This window comes from Duganella sp. CY15W (assembly GCF_009857555.1).
GTDB classification, from domain to species: domain Bacteria; phylum Pseudomonadota; class Gammaproteobacteria; order Burkholderiales; family Burkholderiaceae_D; genus Rugamonas; species Rugamonas sacchari.
Genome location: NZ_WWCQ01000007.1, coordinates 149,012 through 161,949, shown reverse-complemented (window position 1 = coordinate 161,949; position 12,938 = coordinate 149,012). Strand labels below are relative to the sequence as shown.

General features: G+C 51.7%; 11 protein-coding genes. 7 read left to right on the top strand and 4 right to left on the bottom strand.

Going from position 1 to position 12,938, the window contains the following annotated elements; all coding sequences use genetic code 11:
* Positions 1-119 precede the first annotated feature (119 nt).
* Positions 120-830 (top strand): inovirus Gp2 family protein, encoded by a 711-nt coding sequence (locus tag GTP58_RS27555; RefSeq protein ID WP_202413883.1) that lies wholly within the window; start codon positions 120-122, stop codon positions 828-830.
* Between the two features lie 52 nt (positions 831-882).
* Positions 883-1,590 carry a hypothetical protein gene (locus GTP58_RS27550; RefSeq protein WP_161080186.1) on the top strand — a complete coding sequence of 236 codons (708 nt, stop codon included), beginning with the start codon at positions 883-885 and terminating at the stop codon, positions 1,588-1,590.
* Positions 1,591-1,838: 248 nt separating this feature from the next.
* Here the strand turns inward: GTP58_RS27550 and GTP58_RS27545 are convergent, their stop codons facing one another.
* Positions 1,839-2,786 carry a toxin-antitoxin system YwqK family antitoxin gene (locus GTP58_RS27545; protein WP_161080185.1) on the bottom strand — a complete coding sequence of 316 codons (948 nt, stop codon included), beginning with the start codon at positions 2,784-2,786 and terminating at the stop codon, positions 1,839-1,841.
* Between the two features lie 143 nt (positions 2,787-2,929).
* On the opposite strand from GTP58_RS27545, the gene GTP58_RS27540 reads away from it, so the two are divergent.
* Together GTP58_RS27540 and GTP58_RS27535 are read left to right on the top strand one after the other, a co-directional pair.
* Complete coding sequence (locus GTP58_RS27540) at positions 2,930-3,235, top strand: helix-turn-helix domain-containing protein (RefSeq protein WP_092278028.1); 306 nt, start codon at positions 2,930-2,932, stop codon at positions 3,233-3,235.
* A gap of 137 nt (positions 3,236-3,372) precedes the next feature.
* The gene (locus tag GTP58_RS27535; RefSeq protein WP_161080184.1) at positions 3,373-4,374 is read left to right on the top strand and encodes a hypothetical protein; all 1,002 of its coding nucleotides are present in this window, start codon (positions 3,373-3,375) and stop codon (positions 4,372-4,374) included.
* 41 nt (positions 4,375-4,415) lie between these two features.
* Here the strand turns inward: GTP58_RS27535 and GTP58_RS27530 are convergent, their stop codons facing one another.
* The gene (locus GTP58_RS27530; protein ID WP_161080183.1) at positions 4,416-4,982 is read right to left on the bottom strand and encodes a recombinase family protein; all 567 of its coding nucleotides are present in this window, start codon (positions 4,980-4,982) and stop codon (positions 4,416-4,418) included.
* A gap of 300 nt (positions 4,983-5,282) precedes the next feature.
* Here GTP58_RS27530 and GTP58_RS27525 point away from each other — a divergent pair, with 300 nt between their 5' ends.
* The 3 genes from GTP58_RS27525 to GTP58_RS27515 are packed head-to-tail and all read left to right on the top strand — an operon-like array spanning position 5,283 to position 11,378.
* On the top strand, positions 5,283-8,081 hold the full coding sequence (locus GTP58_RS27525) for a class I SAM-dependent DNA methyltransferase (RefSeq protein WP_161080182.1): 2,799 nt from the start codon (positions 5,283-5,285) through the stop codon (positions 8,079-8,081).
* Positions 8,078-10,192, top strand: a complete 2,115-nt coding sequence (locus GTP58_RS27520; RefSeq protein ID WP_161080181.1) for a DEAD/DEAH box helicase — start codon at positions 8,078-8,080, stop codon at positions 10,190-10,192. The genes GTP58_RS27525 and GTP58_RS27520 overlap by 4 nt, the downstream gene beginning before the upstream one ends.
* The gene (locus tag GTP58_RS27515; RefSeq protein ID WP_161080180.1) at positions 10,185-11,378 is read left to right on the top strand and encodes a GIY-YIG nuclease family protein; all 1,194 of its coding nucleotides are present in this window, start codon (positions 10,185-10,187) and stop codon (positions 11,376-11,378) included. The genes GTP58_RS27520 and GTP58_RS27515 overlap by 8 nt, the downstream gene beginning before the upstream one ends.
* 73 nt (positions 11,379-11,451) lie before the next feature.
* Here the strand turns inward: GTP58_RS27515 and GTP58_RS27510 are convergent, their stop codons facing one another.
* Both GTP58_RS27510 and GTP58_RS27505 read right to left on the bottom strand, forming a co-directional pair.
* A complete protein-coding gene (locus GTP58_RS27510; protein ID WP_161080179.1) occupies positions 11,452-12,411 on the bottom strand; it encodes a DUF932 domain-containing protein in 960 nt (319 codons plus the stop codon).
* Positions 12,412-12,571: 160 nt separating this feature from the next.
* Positions 12,572-12,934 (bottom strand): hypothetical protein, encoded by a 363-nt coding sequence (locus GTP58_RS27505; RefSeq protein WP_161080178.1) that lies wholly within the window; start codon positions 12,932-12,934, stop codon positions 12,572-12,574.
* Positions 12,935-12,938 lie beyond the last annotated feature (4 nt).

Here is a 12,938-nt window from a genome sequence, read left to right as displayed (position 1 = left end):
GTCTCAGATGCTCTGCTCAAAGAAGCTACTCGCATCAGAAAGACATGACTTGAGGTAAACAACCTCTCCAATATAAGGAAAGTGAGACAGCGCAGAGAGCTGTCGAGCAGAAACGTGAAATGGGGAAAAATATTCCTGGTGGTAAAGGTATGAATCAACCACTGGAGTATCAAATGCCTCGTCACTCATCCAACCGCAATTTAACCCTGCACTATGCATCCACCTACAAGGGATCGCCGATACAAGACCAGAAAGGCCCATTTATCAAAGAGCACCTAGATACCTTGCACCGCACAATAACTCATGCCACATCTCAGTACCGCGAGGTATTCGCTTTTAGATTCGATCTTAGATTACCCATGAGGTCTAAAGAAAGATTGCTAAGTTACCAGAATGAGCTCATGGGGCTATTCATTAGTTCGTTTAAGGCCAAGATCAAGCACAATCGTCGAAAGGCACTTCAAGAAAATCCCAAAGCTCATGACAGCGTGGTTCGCTTCGTATGGGCTAGGGAGTTCGGCCAACGTGGCCGCCCACACTACCACTGCGCAATCCTATTAAACAAAGACGCCTTCTGCGCACTAGGCCGTTACGCACGAGGCATCGACAATATGTACAATCGCTTGCACGAAGCTTGGGCCAGCGCACTCGCGCGCCAACCCGATGACGTAATGGGACTGGTTCATTTTCCCGAAAATGCCACCTACGTCATTCACCGTGACGACCAGGACAGCTTCGATGAATTCTTCTTTAGGGCTAGTTACCTCTGTAAGTCAAGCACGAAGGCCTACGGTGACGGTGGACATGGCTTCGGCGCAAGTAGGATATAAAACTCGCCTTATATCGGAACCATTCGAAGCTTCAACCTCTAGGAGAAGCCACATGCAGTACATGATGCTACCGCTGAATGAGCACTTTGATCTGGGTTTTGGCGCCGTCGCAGACTCATTCATGGATGCGGCGAATGCTTTAAAAGAAGATGGAGCTACGCCGTTTTTGAATGCGCACCTTCCCGTGAGCTTTTTATATCGGCATGCGATCGAACTATTCCTCAAATCAGCGATCACAATTTTTCACCGCAAGCTCAACCTACCCTACGGCGAGCTGCCGGGAAGCGACGAGCCGCAAGTGCCGGTCCACGGAAAATGGAAGCCAATGTACACGGTGCATGCCGTCAAGCCCTTGCATGCCTACATGCGCGAGCTATTCGTCCACCACGCCGACTACTTGAATGCGCACACGAATACAGACTGGAGCTTTCCCAATGAACTAGCCATTGGGATCGACAATATCGACGCCACCGATTCGTCCAGCACATTCTTTCGCTACCCGGTCACCAAGCATGGCAACAAGGACAAGGACAAGTCCGCGATTCAAAGGAATGACAATGCCGACATACTGTCAACCATAACTGATAGACCGTTGCCGTTGAAGATGTTTATGGTCACCGATTCGAACAATCAAATCTTGAGCGCTTACACCTTTGAAAATGCGCAATCGCAAGCGATGATCGAAACATTGAGCCAGGTAGCGGAACTGCTCTCCAACTGCCATGCGGCGTTGGTCGGCGAGCTGACAGACGGTCGCTAGTAGACTATTGTCATCTATGGGTTTCACGCTCGTACTAAGCGCAAGCGCGCCGGTTGGCAACGCTCAGCCCCAGCGCGTTGCCAACCGGCGCAAAGTCAAAGCGCAAAACCACATATGGGCTGCAGGCCGATAACTGCAGACGGTGTGGCAAGAGAGCGTCCACGCAGGTGAGGAGGATGGCGGAGTCGGCCCAGCGGTTCGGTGATCACAGCTGAGTGTAAAGATCGCAGCCCTCGGCCCAACTTAGACTATTTTTTGCAACCAGCTTCCCACTCTTGCATGACGTCATTCATGATTGGCGCATCTTCCCCATTTTCCTTGCGGAATGCCGCTACTTTGGCATCAAAGCAAGAATTCTCAGAACTAGGGCCGGAGGTGGCAGATGCCGCAACTTGCTCCACCCCATTTTTGTAGACTTTTTCCTTGCAAATCACGTCTGCTGGATCATCTACCATAGCGGCGTTAAAGTACGTACCACCTAGCTGCTGTGCCATTGCAGGGTAAAGCTGTGCTTTTGCAAAATACGCCCTGCGCTTTTCGCCGGTAACAGCCGGACTCAGCTCGCAAGTTTTCCATGTGCCGTCATAAGTACCAGCGACGTAGTGTTCCTCATACGCGCCGGAGCGTGAGACCCCAGTTTTGCGTCCGTTTTCCCAAACCAAATCGGTCAGCAAGGTATCTCCGGTAATGTCCCAGAGCTTTTCCTCACCAACCTTCTGACCAGCACTATAGTTGATGCGGCTGATGATTTTGCCAGTCTTAGGGTTGTAGCGTTCTTCAACGCCGTTAGGCACGCCGCCATGAATCGTAGCGGCCATCATCAGGTTGCCTGTATCGGATGCCCACATTTTCAGAGGCCCGTCGATCTGACCTTTGCTGTAGGTGAATTCACCGATCTTTTTGCCATTGGCATCCTGGCACACGGCAGTGCCATCGAATTGACCGTCGCTCACTGGCACCTTACAACTGCCAGCCCATGCGCCGTACTGTGCTGCGTATCGCTTGCCGACGTCGGTAACGCCCACATTGGTCAGCGTGCCGTTAAACGGATCACTGGCGTCCTTCTTGTAAATCAGGCCTCGCTCAACGTGCGCCTGCCGTGCGTCGATCTCACGGCTACAGCCCTGCAGCAAGATGATGCTCAATGATGCAACCACGAAGGTGGCTAATTTCAATGGTGTTTTAGGTTGATGCATGGCGCTCCTTATTTCCGGGCTATCCCGGTCTTGGGTTGTTGTGCAAGAAATTGTTTATTGGCAACCAAATCCTACCAATTCGGTAGTATTTGTTCAAGCTGAAACGTGGACTATCTTTTCCTTTAGGTTCGGGAAATAGAAACATGTCTGTACTGGGCGATCGTCTAAAACAAGCACGTCTAAAATGCGGACTGTCACAAGAGCAGCTTGGGCTTCAGGCCGGTCTTGAGGTTGAAAGCGCCAGCGCAAGAATGAATCGCTATGAACGCGGCACGCGAGTTCCTGGTGTAGAGTTGATGGAGAGGATCGGAAACGTTCTCGGCCTGCCGCTGGCGTACTTCTACGCTACGAGCGAGGACGAAGCGAGACTGCTCGTCTTGTATCAACGTTTGTCCAGTGATGACAAAGAGAAGTTGTGTCAGCTAGCCGAACAATTAGCGATAACTTGAGCCTAAAGCGAGCGCAAGGTGAGTGATCGTGTTCGTATGCCGTTGTCCACCCAAGGCAGCCATCGCCCCCCCATTCATTTTGATGTAGGCTAGATATCCAATCTCGTCTATGCACGAGGTCATTAATAGGAATTTTTATGGCTGCGACTGTTGAGCAATTCTGGGCCGACATAACGACGCTAGCGTTGAAGCTTGTACAGGCATACGGTCTGACTTACAGCTTGTCTGGCAGCACTGCGGACGAGATGGCGCTACAGCGGTGGATGGACTACCGGCTTCGGCATGTAATTGCTCAACCTCGAAAGGTTGTAAAATCATCACGTTTTCCGGTGCAGAACGTACCAGCCGAGATCAACAAAGCACTCTCTGTGCTTGAGGCTAAATTCACAAACGGTGATGATGTAAACCCATATCTCAGTAAAACAACCATCGCTAATGACGTCTCTGCAGCCAAGCAAATGCGGCGGACCGACGGCTTGTGGGCGGATTGGGGCATTCATCACTTACATTTGACGCCCGAACCCTTGTTGGAGGGGGAACGCTTTTCTAAACGGTCTGGTTGGCTGCTCTTCGCTAGGATTTATGAAGACGTCGTAGCTCTTATCGACGTCCGCAGTCATGACGAGAAGGACCTTTGGACTCAGGAAGAGCTTCTGAAGACCTTCATCGATTCGTGGCCGGAACAAGCAGAGCCTCATCGCATTAGCACTATGCAAGTCACATCAGCCCCTACAGAACCAGGCGACGTGAAGTCGCTCCGCAACGCAGGCATTGTCGCGCCTGTGGAGCACAACGGCCAACACTACTTTGGGTTTGGCGGTGGAGTTACAGCAGCCGTGACGTCCAGTGCCGCCAGCATGGCATGTGTAAATGTGATTCGAAATGCTCATCAACTCGCATTGTGGCTGGATTCACCGGACAATAAAATCCGAGTAGAACTCAATGGACTCGGCATCTCTCAGCCTAAGTTCTTTCTCGGTGTCGGGGATCATGGGCTTGTCATTGCAGAGCGCACAAAAACCGAACACGCATGGAACTTTCCTGAGTCCAATCAGCGTAATTTCATCGCTGTTCAAGATGGACTGCTGCCCGCGTGGGCAGTACCCACACTGATGGATCACCTTCGGTCTGAGCTTTAAATCCGACGCATTTGAAGAGCGAGCTAGTTGCGGCGATACACCTATCCGTGGGCCTTCAAAATCCGGTACACCGATGCTATCCCGATTCCGCAGGCATCCGCGACCTCTTGCTTAGTCACCCCCTTGGCAATCAAGGCCAGTACCTTAGTACTCTTTGCTTGAGCAGTGGGTGCACGGCCAGTATATGCTCCACGTTGCTTTGCTGCGGCAATTCCGACCCGCTGGCGCTCCAGCATGTTCTCCCTCTCGAACTGGGCAATGGATGCAAACAGATTGAATGTGAGACGTCCTGACGGAGTGGCCGTGTCCACGGCCAGATCAAGAATGCGTATCGTTGCGCCGGCACGCGCTACACGCGATTCAATCTCGACCATGTGTACCATTGAGCGAGCCGCACGGGACAAGCTACTAAAGACAAGCACGTCACCGGACTTCAGGATGGCGAGTACCTTGGCGAACTCAATCCGATCTTCCATTCTGACGCTGCTGATCTGTTCCCGGTAGATCGACTGGTCCGTGCAGCCAGCTCCCTTTAACTTAGCAATTTGATCGGCAAGCCCGGCAACTTGTTCAATTGTCGAGGTGCGAGCGTAGCCATAAATCGTCATGGCGATTCCTTTCTATCATTAGGTTCTGGAAGTGATGAAATTATCAAAAGGCTCTAGAGAGATGAGCGGCATTGATAGGGTTTTGATGGTGGCGTGAAGCAGATCAGTTGACCCTGCTCTAGTGGTAGCTACCTTCGATTTCCACATACCGCGCTGGGTTACATCACCGCCATGCGAGGGATCAAAAAGGGTCGTTTTTCGCGCAGTCGAATGCTAAGATGGCAGGTAAACTTCCTCTTAAAAATTGCCAACATGATAATTCCGATATGGGTGTGTCTTGTTGGGTAACCAGAATGCTCCATGAATGCAGTAGAAATCGAATCAGCAATATCGGAATTGGCGCTTCAGCCATTCAACAAAGAAGAATTCCCCTTCGCATTCTTGGCCGCCTTCGGCAATAAAGACACCGCCATCAAGCGCCTGCGTACTGGCAACAACAATACGTCTGATGTGCCTGGAGGCGTCCTCCAGCGTAACAATATTCATATCGCCATATGCGATGTTGGCTATGTCGGCGAAACCCTAAAGGCACTGCGCAGCAGTTCGGCAACTACGAAAGCTAAGGCAAAGTTCATCCTCGCTACTGATGGACAGACTCTTGAGGCTGAAGATTTAATCGGCGGGGAAACCAGAGCCTGTGACTATCCAGACTTTCCGAACCACTTCGGCTTTTTCCTACCTTTAGCCGGTATCTCCACGATCAAGGAGATCAAAGACGACCCCATTGATGTACGCGCCACCGGTCGTCTAAACAAGCTGTATGTGGAGCTGTTGAGTGAGAATCCGGACTGGGCGACTAGCGAGCGCCGGCACGACATGAACCACTTCATGGCTCGCTTGATTTTTTGTTTTTTCGCTGAAGACACTGATATCTTTAACGGCACGGGCATGTTCACCCAGACCGTGGAACGGATGAGTGAACGAGACGGTTCCAATGTGCATGAGGTACTGGAGGCTGTTTTCCGTGCAATGAACGTCAAAGTCGCTGAGCGCGCCGACACCCATCCTCGGTTACCAGGCTGGACAAATGGCTTCCCCTACGTAAACGGCGGCCTGTTCTCTGGAAATACCGATGTGCCGCACTTTACGCGGATGGCGCGCACCTATCTGTTGCATGCTGGTGGCTTGAATTGGAAACAAATAAATCCGGATATCTTTGGCAGCATGATTCAGGCAGTAGCCGATGATGAGGAGCGCGGCGCTTTGGGTATGCACTACACTAGCGTGCCCAACATTCTCAAGGTATTGAACCCGCTTTTCTTGGATGATCTTCGAGCGCAACTGGCCGAAGCTGGCGACAACGAACGTAAGCTTCTAAACCTACGCAAACGTATGGCAAGGATTCGCGTATTCGATCCAGCCTGCGGCTCAGGCAATTTCTTGGTCATCGCCTACAAGCAGATGCGTGAAATTGAGGCTGAAATTAATCTACGTCGAAGCGAAACTCATCTTGGTAGCGAAATCCCATTGACTAATTTTAGGGGTATTGAGCTACGCGACTTTCCGTCAGAGATCGCTCGCCTGGCACTGATCATTGCTGAATTTCAGTGCGACGTGATCTATCGAGGACAAAAAGACGCCCTGGCGGAATTTCTGCCGCTGAACGCACAAAACTGGATTATTTGCGGGAACTCGCTGCGATTGGATTGGCTAAGCATTTGCCCGCCTACAGGCATGGGGGTGAGACTGGCGACGGATGATTTATTCAATTCTCCATTGAATCAGGCGGAAATCGACTTCGAGAACGAAGGTGGTGAGACCTACATCTGTGGCAATCCGCCTTACCTTGGTTCGACTTGGCAAACCGACGAACAAAAGGCGGACCTTGAAGCGATCTTTTCTAGGTACACTAAAACTTGGAAGTCGTTGGACTATGTCGCCGGTTGGTTTATGAAGGCGGCCGATTACGGTACCCGTACCAAAGCTGCGACCGCGTTTGTGTCCACCAATTCCATTTGCCAAGGTCAGCAGGTACCAATTCTTTGGCCGCTAATTTTCAATACAGGCAACAAGATAGTATTTGCGCATACCTCATTCAAATGGGCAAATCTTGCCAGTCACAATGCGGGAGTGACCGTTGTGATCGTAGGCCTATCCCCGCAAACGAAAGCGCCTCCACGTTTGTACTCTTCCACCAGTAGCGTGACTAACGCAGTAGATGTGAAAGAGGTAGAACACATCAACGCTTACTTAGTGGGCGGAGCCAACGTGATGGTGGAAAAAGCATCACGCCCGCTATGTGGGCAAGCTGAAATGAACTTTGGAAACAAACCTGTCGATGGCGGACACCTACTGTTGTCAAGAGATGAAGTGGAATCTTTGGCACTAACCAGCGAGCAGCACGAGAGGTTTATTCACCCCATCTTCGGATCGGCAGAATTCATTCGGGGATTGGAGCGCTATTGTCTTTGGATTTCGGAAAACAACTTGGAAGAGGCAATGCACACGCCTTCAATTCGGCAACGTATTGAAGGAACGCGAACTATGAGGCTGGCCAGCCCCAAAGCCGCGACCGTTGCCATCGCCAACGCATCTCACAAATTCGGAGAGATTAGACAAACAGGTGAGGAAGCCGTGATCATTGTTCCTAGCGTTTCGTCTGAGGCTCGCGACTATCTGCCTGTTGGGTACTCACAACCAGGGACGATTGTTAGTAATCTCGCATTTGCCTTATTGGATGCTCCTCTTTGGAATATGGCTCTCATTGCGTCTCGCTTGCACCTTGTTTGGGTCGCGACGGTTTGCGGAAAAATGAAAACCGATTTCAGATATTCAAACACAATTGGATGGAACACTTTCCCGATACCTCTTCTAACAGAACAGAACAGGGCTGACCTAACCACGTGTGCAGAAGAAATCCTACTGGCACGTGAGGTGCATTTTCCTGCCACCATCGCCGATCTGTATGAACCGGAAGCGATGCCAGAAAACCTGCGTCACGCTCATGAGCGCAACGACGAAGTGCTGGAACGGATTTACATTGGCCGTCGCTTCAGAAACGACACCGAACGACTAGAAAAATTGTTTGACCTTTACACAAAAATGACCGGGGATAAAGCCAAAGTAGCTGTCAAATCAAAGAAGGGGAAGAAGGCATGATCGAACAAACCGGCAATGCTGCGAATCGCTATACCGTTCCATCGGTATCTATCAGTACAGCTCGCACAGGAGCATCCAACAAGGCGAATGCGTTAGGAATGCGCACTATGCAGGAGCGTGCCTACGCCAAAAGAGGCGAGCAGTATCTGCTGATTAAATCTCCACCCGCATCAGGGAAGTCCCGTGCATTGATGTTTATCGCACTGGACAAGCTCAACAATCAGAGCTTACAACAGGCTATTGTCGTGGTGCCGGAACGTTCTATCGGCGGTAGCTTTGCTGATGAGCCGTTGAGTCAACATGGATTTCAATGGGATTGGCATGTAGCCCCGCAGTGGAATCTTTGCAATGCTCCTGGGGTAGACGAGCCACGTGTGGCGAAGTCCAAAGTGGAAGCGGTGGGCAAGTTCCTAGAGAGTGATGACAAGGTACTGGTCTGCACTCATGCCACGTTCCGCTTTGCAGTAGAAGAGTTGGGCGTCCAGGCATTCGATAATCGCCTGATCGCCATCGATGAATTCCACCATGTTTCAAGCAACCCGGATAATAAGCTGGGAAGCCAACTGGGTGCATTCATCGCTCGCGATAAGGTGCATCTGATCGCCATGACGGGTTCCTATTTCCGCGGCGATAGTGAGGCCGTTATGGGGCCAGAGGACGAGGCCAAGTTCGAGACGATCACGTACACTTATTACGAACAGCTCAACGGCTATCGTTGGTTGAAGTCGCTGGACATTGGCTATTTCTTTTACACAGGCCCTTACGTTAATGCGATCAATAAGGTACTGGACCCAGCGCTAAAAACCATCGTCCACATCCCCAATGTGAATGCCCGCGAGAGCCTGAAAGATAAAGAGCGAGAGGTGAACGAAATCATGCACGGCTTGGGCGAATGGAAAGGCGTTGATCCTGTCACTGGCTTCCATCTAATTCAGGCTCATGATGGCCGCACCTTGAGGGTAGCGGACTTGGTCGACGACAGCGACCCAGCTAAGCGCTCAAAAGTGCTCACAGCGCTGAAAGACCCCGCGCAGAAAGACAACCGCGATAGTGTCGATGTAATCATTGCGCTGGGAATGGCTAAGGAAGGCTTCGACTGGATCTGGTGCGAGCACGCGCTGACGATTGGCTATCGAAGTAGTCTGACCGAAATAGTTCAGATCATTGGCCGCGCGACCCGCGATGCCGAAGGAAAAGAGCGGTCTCGCTTCACTAACCTGATCGCGGAGCCTGCTGCTGAACAATCCGCAGTCGCTGAAGCGGTTAACGACATGCTGAAAGCCATTTCCGCTAGCCTGTTGATGGAACAGGTACTCGCTCCGCGATATGAATTCACCCCAAAAAACGCCGGTCCGAAAGAAGGCTTCGATTACGGTGAGGATGGCTACAAGGAAGGCGGGCACAACATCGGCGTAAATCAAGAGACCGGGCAGTATCACGTTGAAATTAACGGTCTGGCCACTCCGCAAAGCTCGGAGGCTACACGTATTTGCAAAGAGGATTTGAACGAAGTCGTTACGAGTTTTTTGCAAGACAAAACTGTGCTAGAGCGCGGCTTGTTCGACAAGGAGAATACCTTGCCCGAAGAACTTACTCAGCTACGCATGGGTAAGATAGTGCGGGAACGTTACCCGGACTTGAGCGAAGTGGACCAAGAGGCAATTCGGCAACATGCTGTCGCCGCAATGAATCTTACGCAGCAGGCCAAATTAGCATCGGCCCAAGCGGATACCAACGGCAACGGAACGGACCAAGGCAGCACAGCGTTGCTTGATGGTGTGCGCAGGTTCGTCAATGTGCGGGACTTAGACATTGACTTGATCGACCGCATTAACCCCTTCGATGCCGCTTATGCGGTACTAGCGAAGTCTATGGATGAAAAATCTCTGCGTCAGGTGCAGGCGAGTATTGCCGCCAAAAAGGTAAGCATCCCTGAAGATGAAGCACGTGAGCTGGCCAAACGCGCTTTGCAGTTCAAGAACGAACGTGGTCGCCTGCCCGATATCAACTCTGCCGACTTGTGGGAAAAACGGATGGCCGAAGGTGTTTCCGCGCTGGCTCGTTACCGTGCGCAGGCCAAGGCCGCCCAAAGGGAGTCTGGCAATGGCTGATATGAATGATGACGAACTGCTAGATGCGCTTGGAGTAGATGCCACCCCGCTCAAAGCTGCCAGTCGCACTACGACCGAGGAACGTATCATTGCAGGATTTGAAGATATCCTACGCTTCCATCGGGCACATGGGAGAGCCCCGCTTCATGGCGAGGGCCACGATATATTCGAGCGGCTGTGCGCTGTCCGTCTTGATCAACTGCGCAGGTCGCCCCAGGCGCAAACTCTGCTCGCCGAGTTGGACTTACCTGGCTTACTATCTGGGGCAGGCATAGCAGCCTGCGTAGATGACTTGGATGAAGACGCATTGCTGGCTGAGCTGGGTATTGACGATAATCCTGCCGGTCAGAATGACATTACGATATTACGCCACGTCCGATCTTACGTCGAAATCAAGGCAGCGGAGGAAATTGCCGACCGTACTTCCTGCGTAGATTTCGATTACTTCAAACCCTTCTTTGATGAAGCTGAAGCCGGCCTCAAAACAGGCACTTGGATGACCAAGCCCTTTATCAAGAACGCCAGTATCGAGGTAAAGGATTTCTTCATTATTAGCGGCCAGATAGCTTATGTGGCCGAAATGTACGAAGGCGCTAAGACCAAGGATGGACGCGAAAACCCACGACTGAGGGTCGTTTTTGACAACCAGACAGAGAGTAACCTATTGCTACGCTCACTCTCGCGCTCACTCTACCCTGACGGAGACACACCTGTAGGGCGCCGTCTTATCCGCAAGGATGACGGTCCACTATTTGGTAGCGTCTCAGAACCAGAGGACATTGAAACCGGAACGATCTATGTGTTGCGTAGCTTGTCCAGCCATCCGTTCGTTGCTGAACATCGTGAACTGATCCACAAAATCGGCGTTACTGGGGGCAGAGTCGAAACCCGCATCGCAGGCGCAGAAAACGACTCGACCTATCTCCTCGCCGATGTGGAAATAATTGCTACCTACAAGCTCCACAACATCAACCGTATAAGACTGGAGAATATTTTCCATCGTTTGTTTGGTGCCGCACAGCTTGATTTAACTATTGAAGATCGCTTCGGTCGCCCTGTGAAGCCGAAGGAGTGGTTCTTAGTACCACTCAATGTGATTGATGAAGCGGTTCATCGTATTCGGGACGGCTCGATTACCGATGTCACGTATGACCCCCAGACTGCTCGTCTTATGGATCAGGCTTAGCGATTGTCGTCATGGAGCGGCGAAAAACCGCTCCATGAGTTACACCGCAAAGTATTCTCCAAGAAAAACGTGCTCAGGAAATCATCATAAGTGCCTGATCTAATGCCCGCGCTTTCAGAGCCGCACCTTGCCCAAACCATGCGGATTCCAGCCGGTGATCGGTACTGCGTGCGCGGCGATCATGGTCAATAAACTGCGTTACGGAATTGAGCAGACCAAAGGCAGTGCCCTTTGACGATGCCAGCTCAGCGCCTCTGCCGTGCCCGTCAAAGAGCGTCATGACCTTTGCCATCGTGCGATCACTCGCATTATCGCTACCCGCTTTCGTTTCATCAGAAAAGACGCGTGCAAGGTAGTTCATTGCCTCATGCGTTTTTACCTTCCGCTCGCTAAGCCCCTTCATTTGGTACATGAAGAAATTCCAAGTTGAAACCGAAATGCCGAGCTGGCGCTTTACAGATTGCGCGTCGAACGCCGTGTTATGGCGTACCTTTATAGCTCCATTACTGGCGCCCAAGGCCACAGCCAGCGTATTGTTGCAGACGACGCGAATGCTCGTAAATTGTGCTGTCGTCGCCAGTGTGCCATCGCATGCTGTGGCAAGAAGGACGTAGGCGTTGCTCACGTCATTACCCTTGAGCATTGACGATTGGCCGGTGCGAGCCAGCGCCCAGATTTTCCGGCCTCCTTTCAGTACGCCAGCAGTTTCAAGCTCGAACCCTGAGACCTCTGTGAGGTCTCGGTAGAACTCCAATATTTCACGCGGCTGCACCACCTGGAAGCGCTGGCTGACAACAGACAGAGGTACCTGAGTATCAGAGCGGAACAGCACTTTGTTTTCAGGATAGGACGCAATCACGCCAGGGCCGTTGGCACCGTCCGTCATGAAGTGAACTGGCGATTCACAGATGCGCCAATCCATGCCAGCTTGTTGCGTCCAGACTTCGACAGGCTGTCCGGAGCTAAGTTGATTTCCTAGGCCATGCCAAGGAGTTTCATGCAAGTAAGCCATCGTTTCAAGCAAATGTGCCATTAGGTATTTCCTTTCTTTGTTGAGGCGTAGCTACGCCTCAATCCGAATCCGGACTGAAGGGTAGATAAGATGAGGGGGATGGTATTGCTAGCGGTATGCCCGATGACGGATACCCACTTGAACTATCAGCATAGGGCTGCCAAGGGGCAGCGGTTAGCCATCAGGTTTCGTAAAAAATCGGCTCTAGAACTTCTTCGCTCTTTTTGCCAAAGCTGAACTCGCAGTCGATGCACAGGAAATTATCGAGAATGTTCTCATCGACAATATCGCCAAGCGCAGCACCAGCAGAGCCACCAGCAGCACCGCCAATTAGGGCGCCAATGACAGCGCCTGCGACACCTCCTAGAACAACGCCAGGCGGCCCTGCAAAAGCCCCAGCAAGGGCACCAAGCTCCGCGCCACTGGCAGCGCCAGCTGCACCACGAACTGCACCCGCAATCGTTCCAACAACACAGGCCAGTCTTTTCGCGTAGTTCTTGGTAACGATCCGGTTGGACTCACATCGGGGGCATGAGAGTGTCATTCTT

Bases quoted from the DNA above. Each gene is read 5' to 3' on its own strand.
- GTP58_RS27555 (WP_202413883.1), top strand. From the start codon at position 120: ATGGGGAAAAATATTCCTGGTGGTAAAGGTATGAATCAACCACTGGAG.
- GTP58_RS27550 (WP_161080186.1), top strand. From the start codon at position 883: ATGCAGTACATGATGCTACCGCTGAATGAGCACTTTGATCTGGGTTTT.
- GTP58_RS27545 (WP_161080185.1), bottom strand. From the start codon at position 2,786: ATGCATCAACCTAAAACACCATTGAAATTAGCCACCTTCGTGGTTGCA.
- GTP58_RS27540 (WP_092278028.1), top strand. From the start codon at position 2,930: ATGTCTGTACTGGGCGATCGTCTAAAACAAGCACGTCTAAAATGCGGA.
- GTP58_RS27535 (WP_161080184.1), top strand. From the start codon at position 3,373: ATGGCTGCGACTGTTGAGCAATTCTGGGCCGACATAACGACGCTAGCG.
- GTP58_RS27530 (WP_161080183.1), bottom strand. From the start codon at position 4,982: ATGACGATTTATGGCTACGCTCGCACCTCGACAATTGAACAAGTTGCC.
- GTP58_RS27525 (WP_161080182.1), top strand. From the start codon at position 5,283: ATGAATGCAGTAGAAATCGAATCAGCAATATCGGAATTGGCGCTTCAG.
- GTP58_RS27520 (WP_161080181.1), top strand. From the start codon at position 8,078: ATGATCGAACAAACCGGCAATGCTGCGAATCGCTATACCGTTCCATCG.
- GTP58_RS27515 (WP_161080180.1), top strand. From the start codon at position 10,185: ATGGCTGATATGAATGATGACGAACTGCTAGATGCGCTTGGAGTAGAT.
- GTP58_RS27510 (WP_161080179.1), bottom strand. From the start codon at position 12,411: ATGGCACATTTGCTTGAAACGATGGCTTACTTGCATGAAACTCCTTGG.
- GTP58_RS27505 (WP_161080178.1), bottom strand. From the start codon at position 12,934: ATGACACTCTCATGCCCCCGATGTGAGTCCAACCGGATCGTTACCAAG.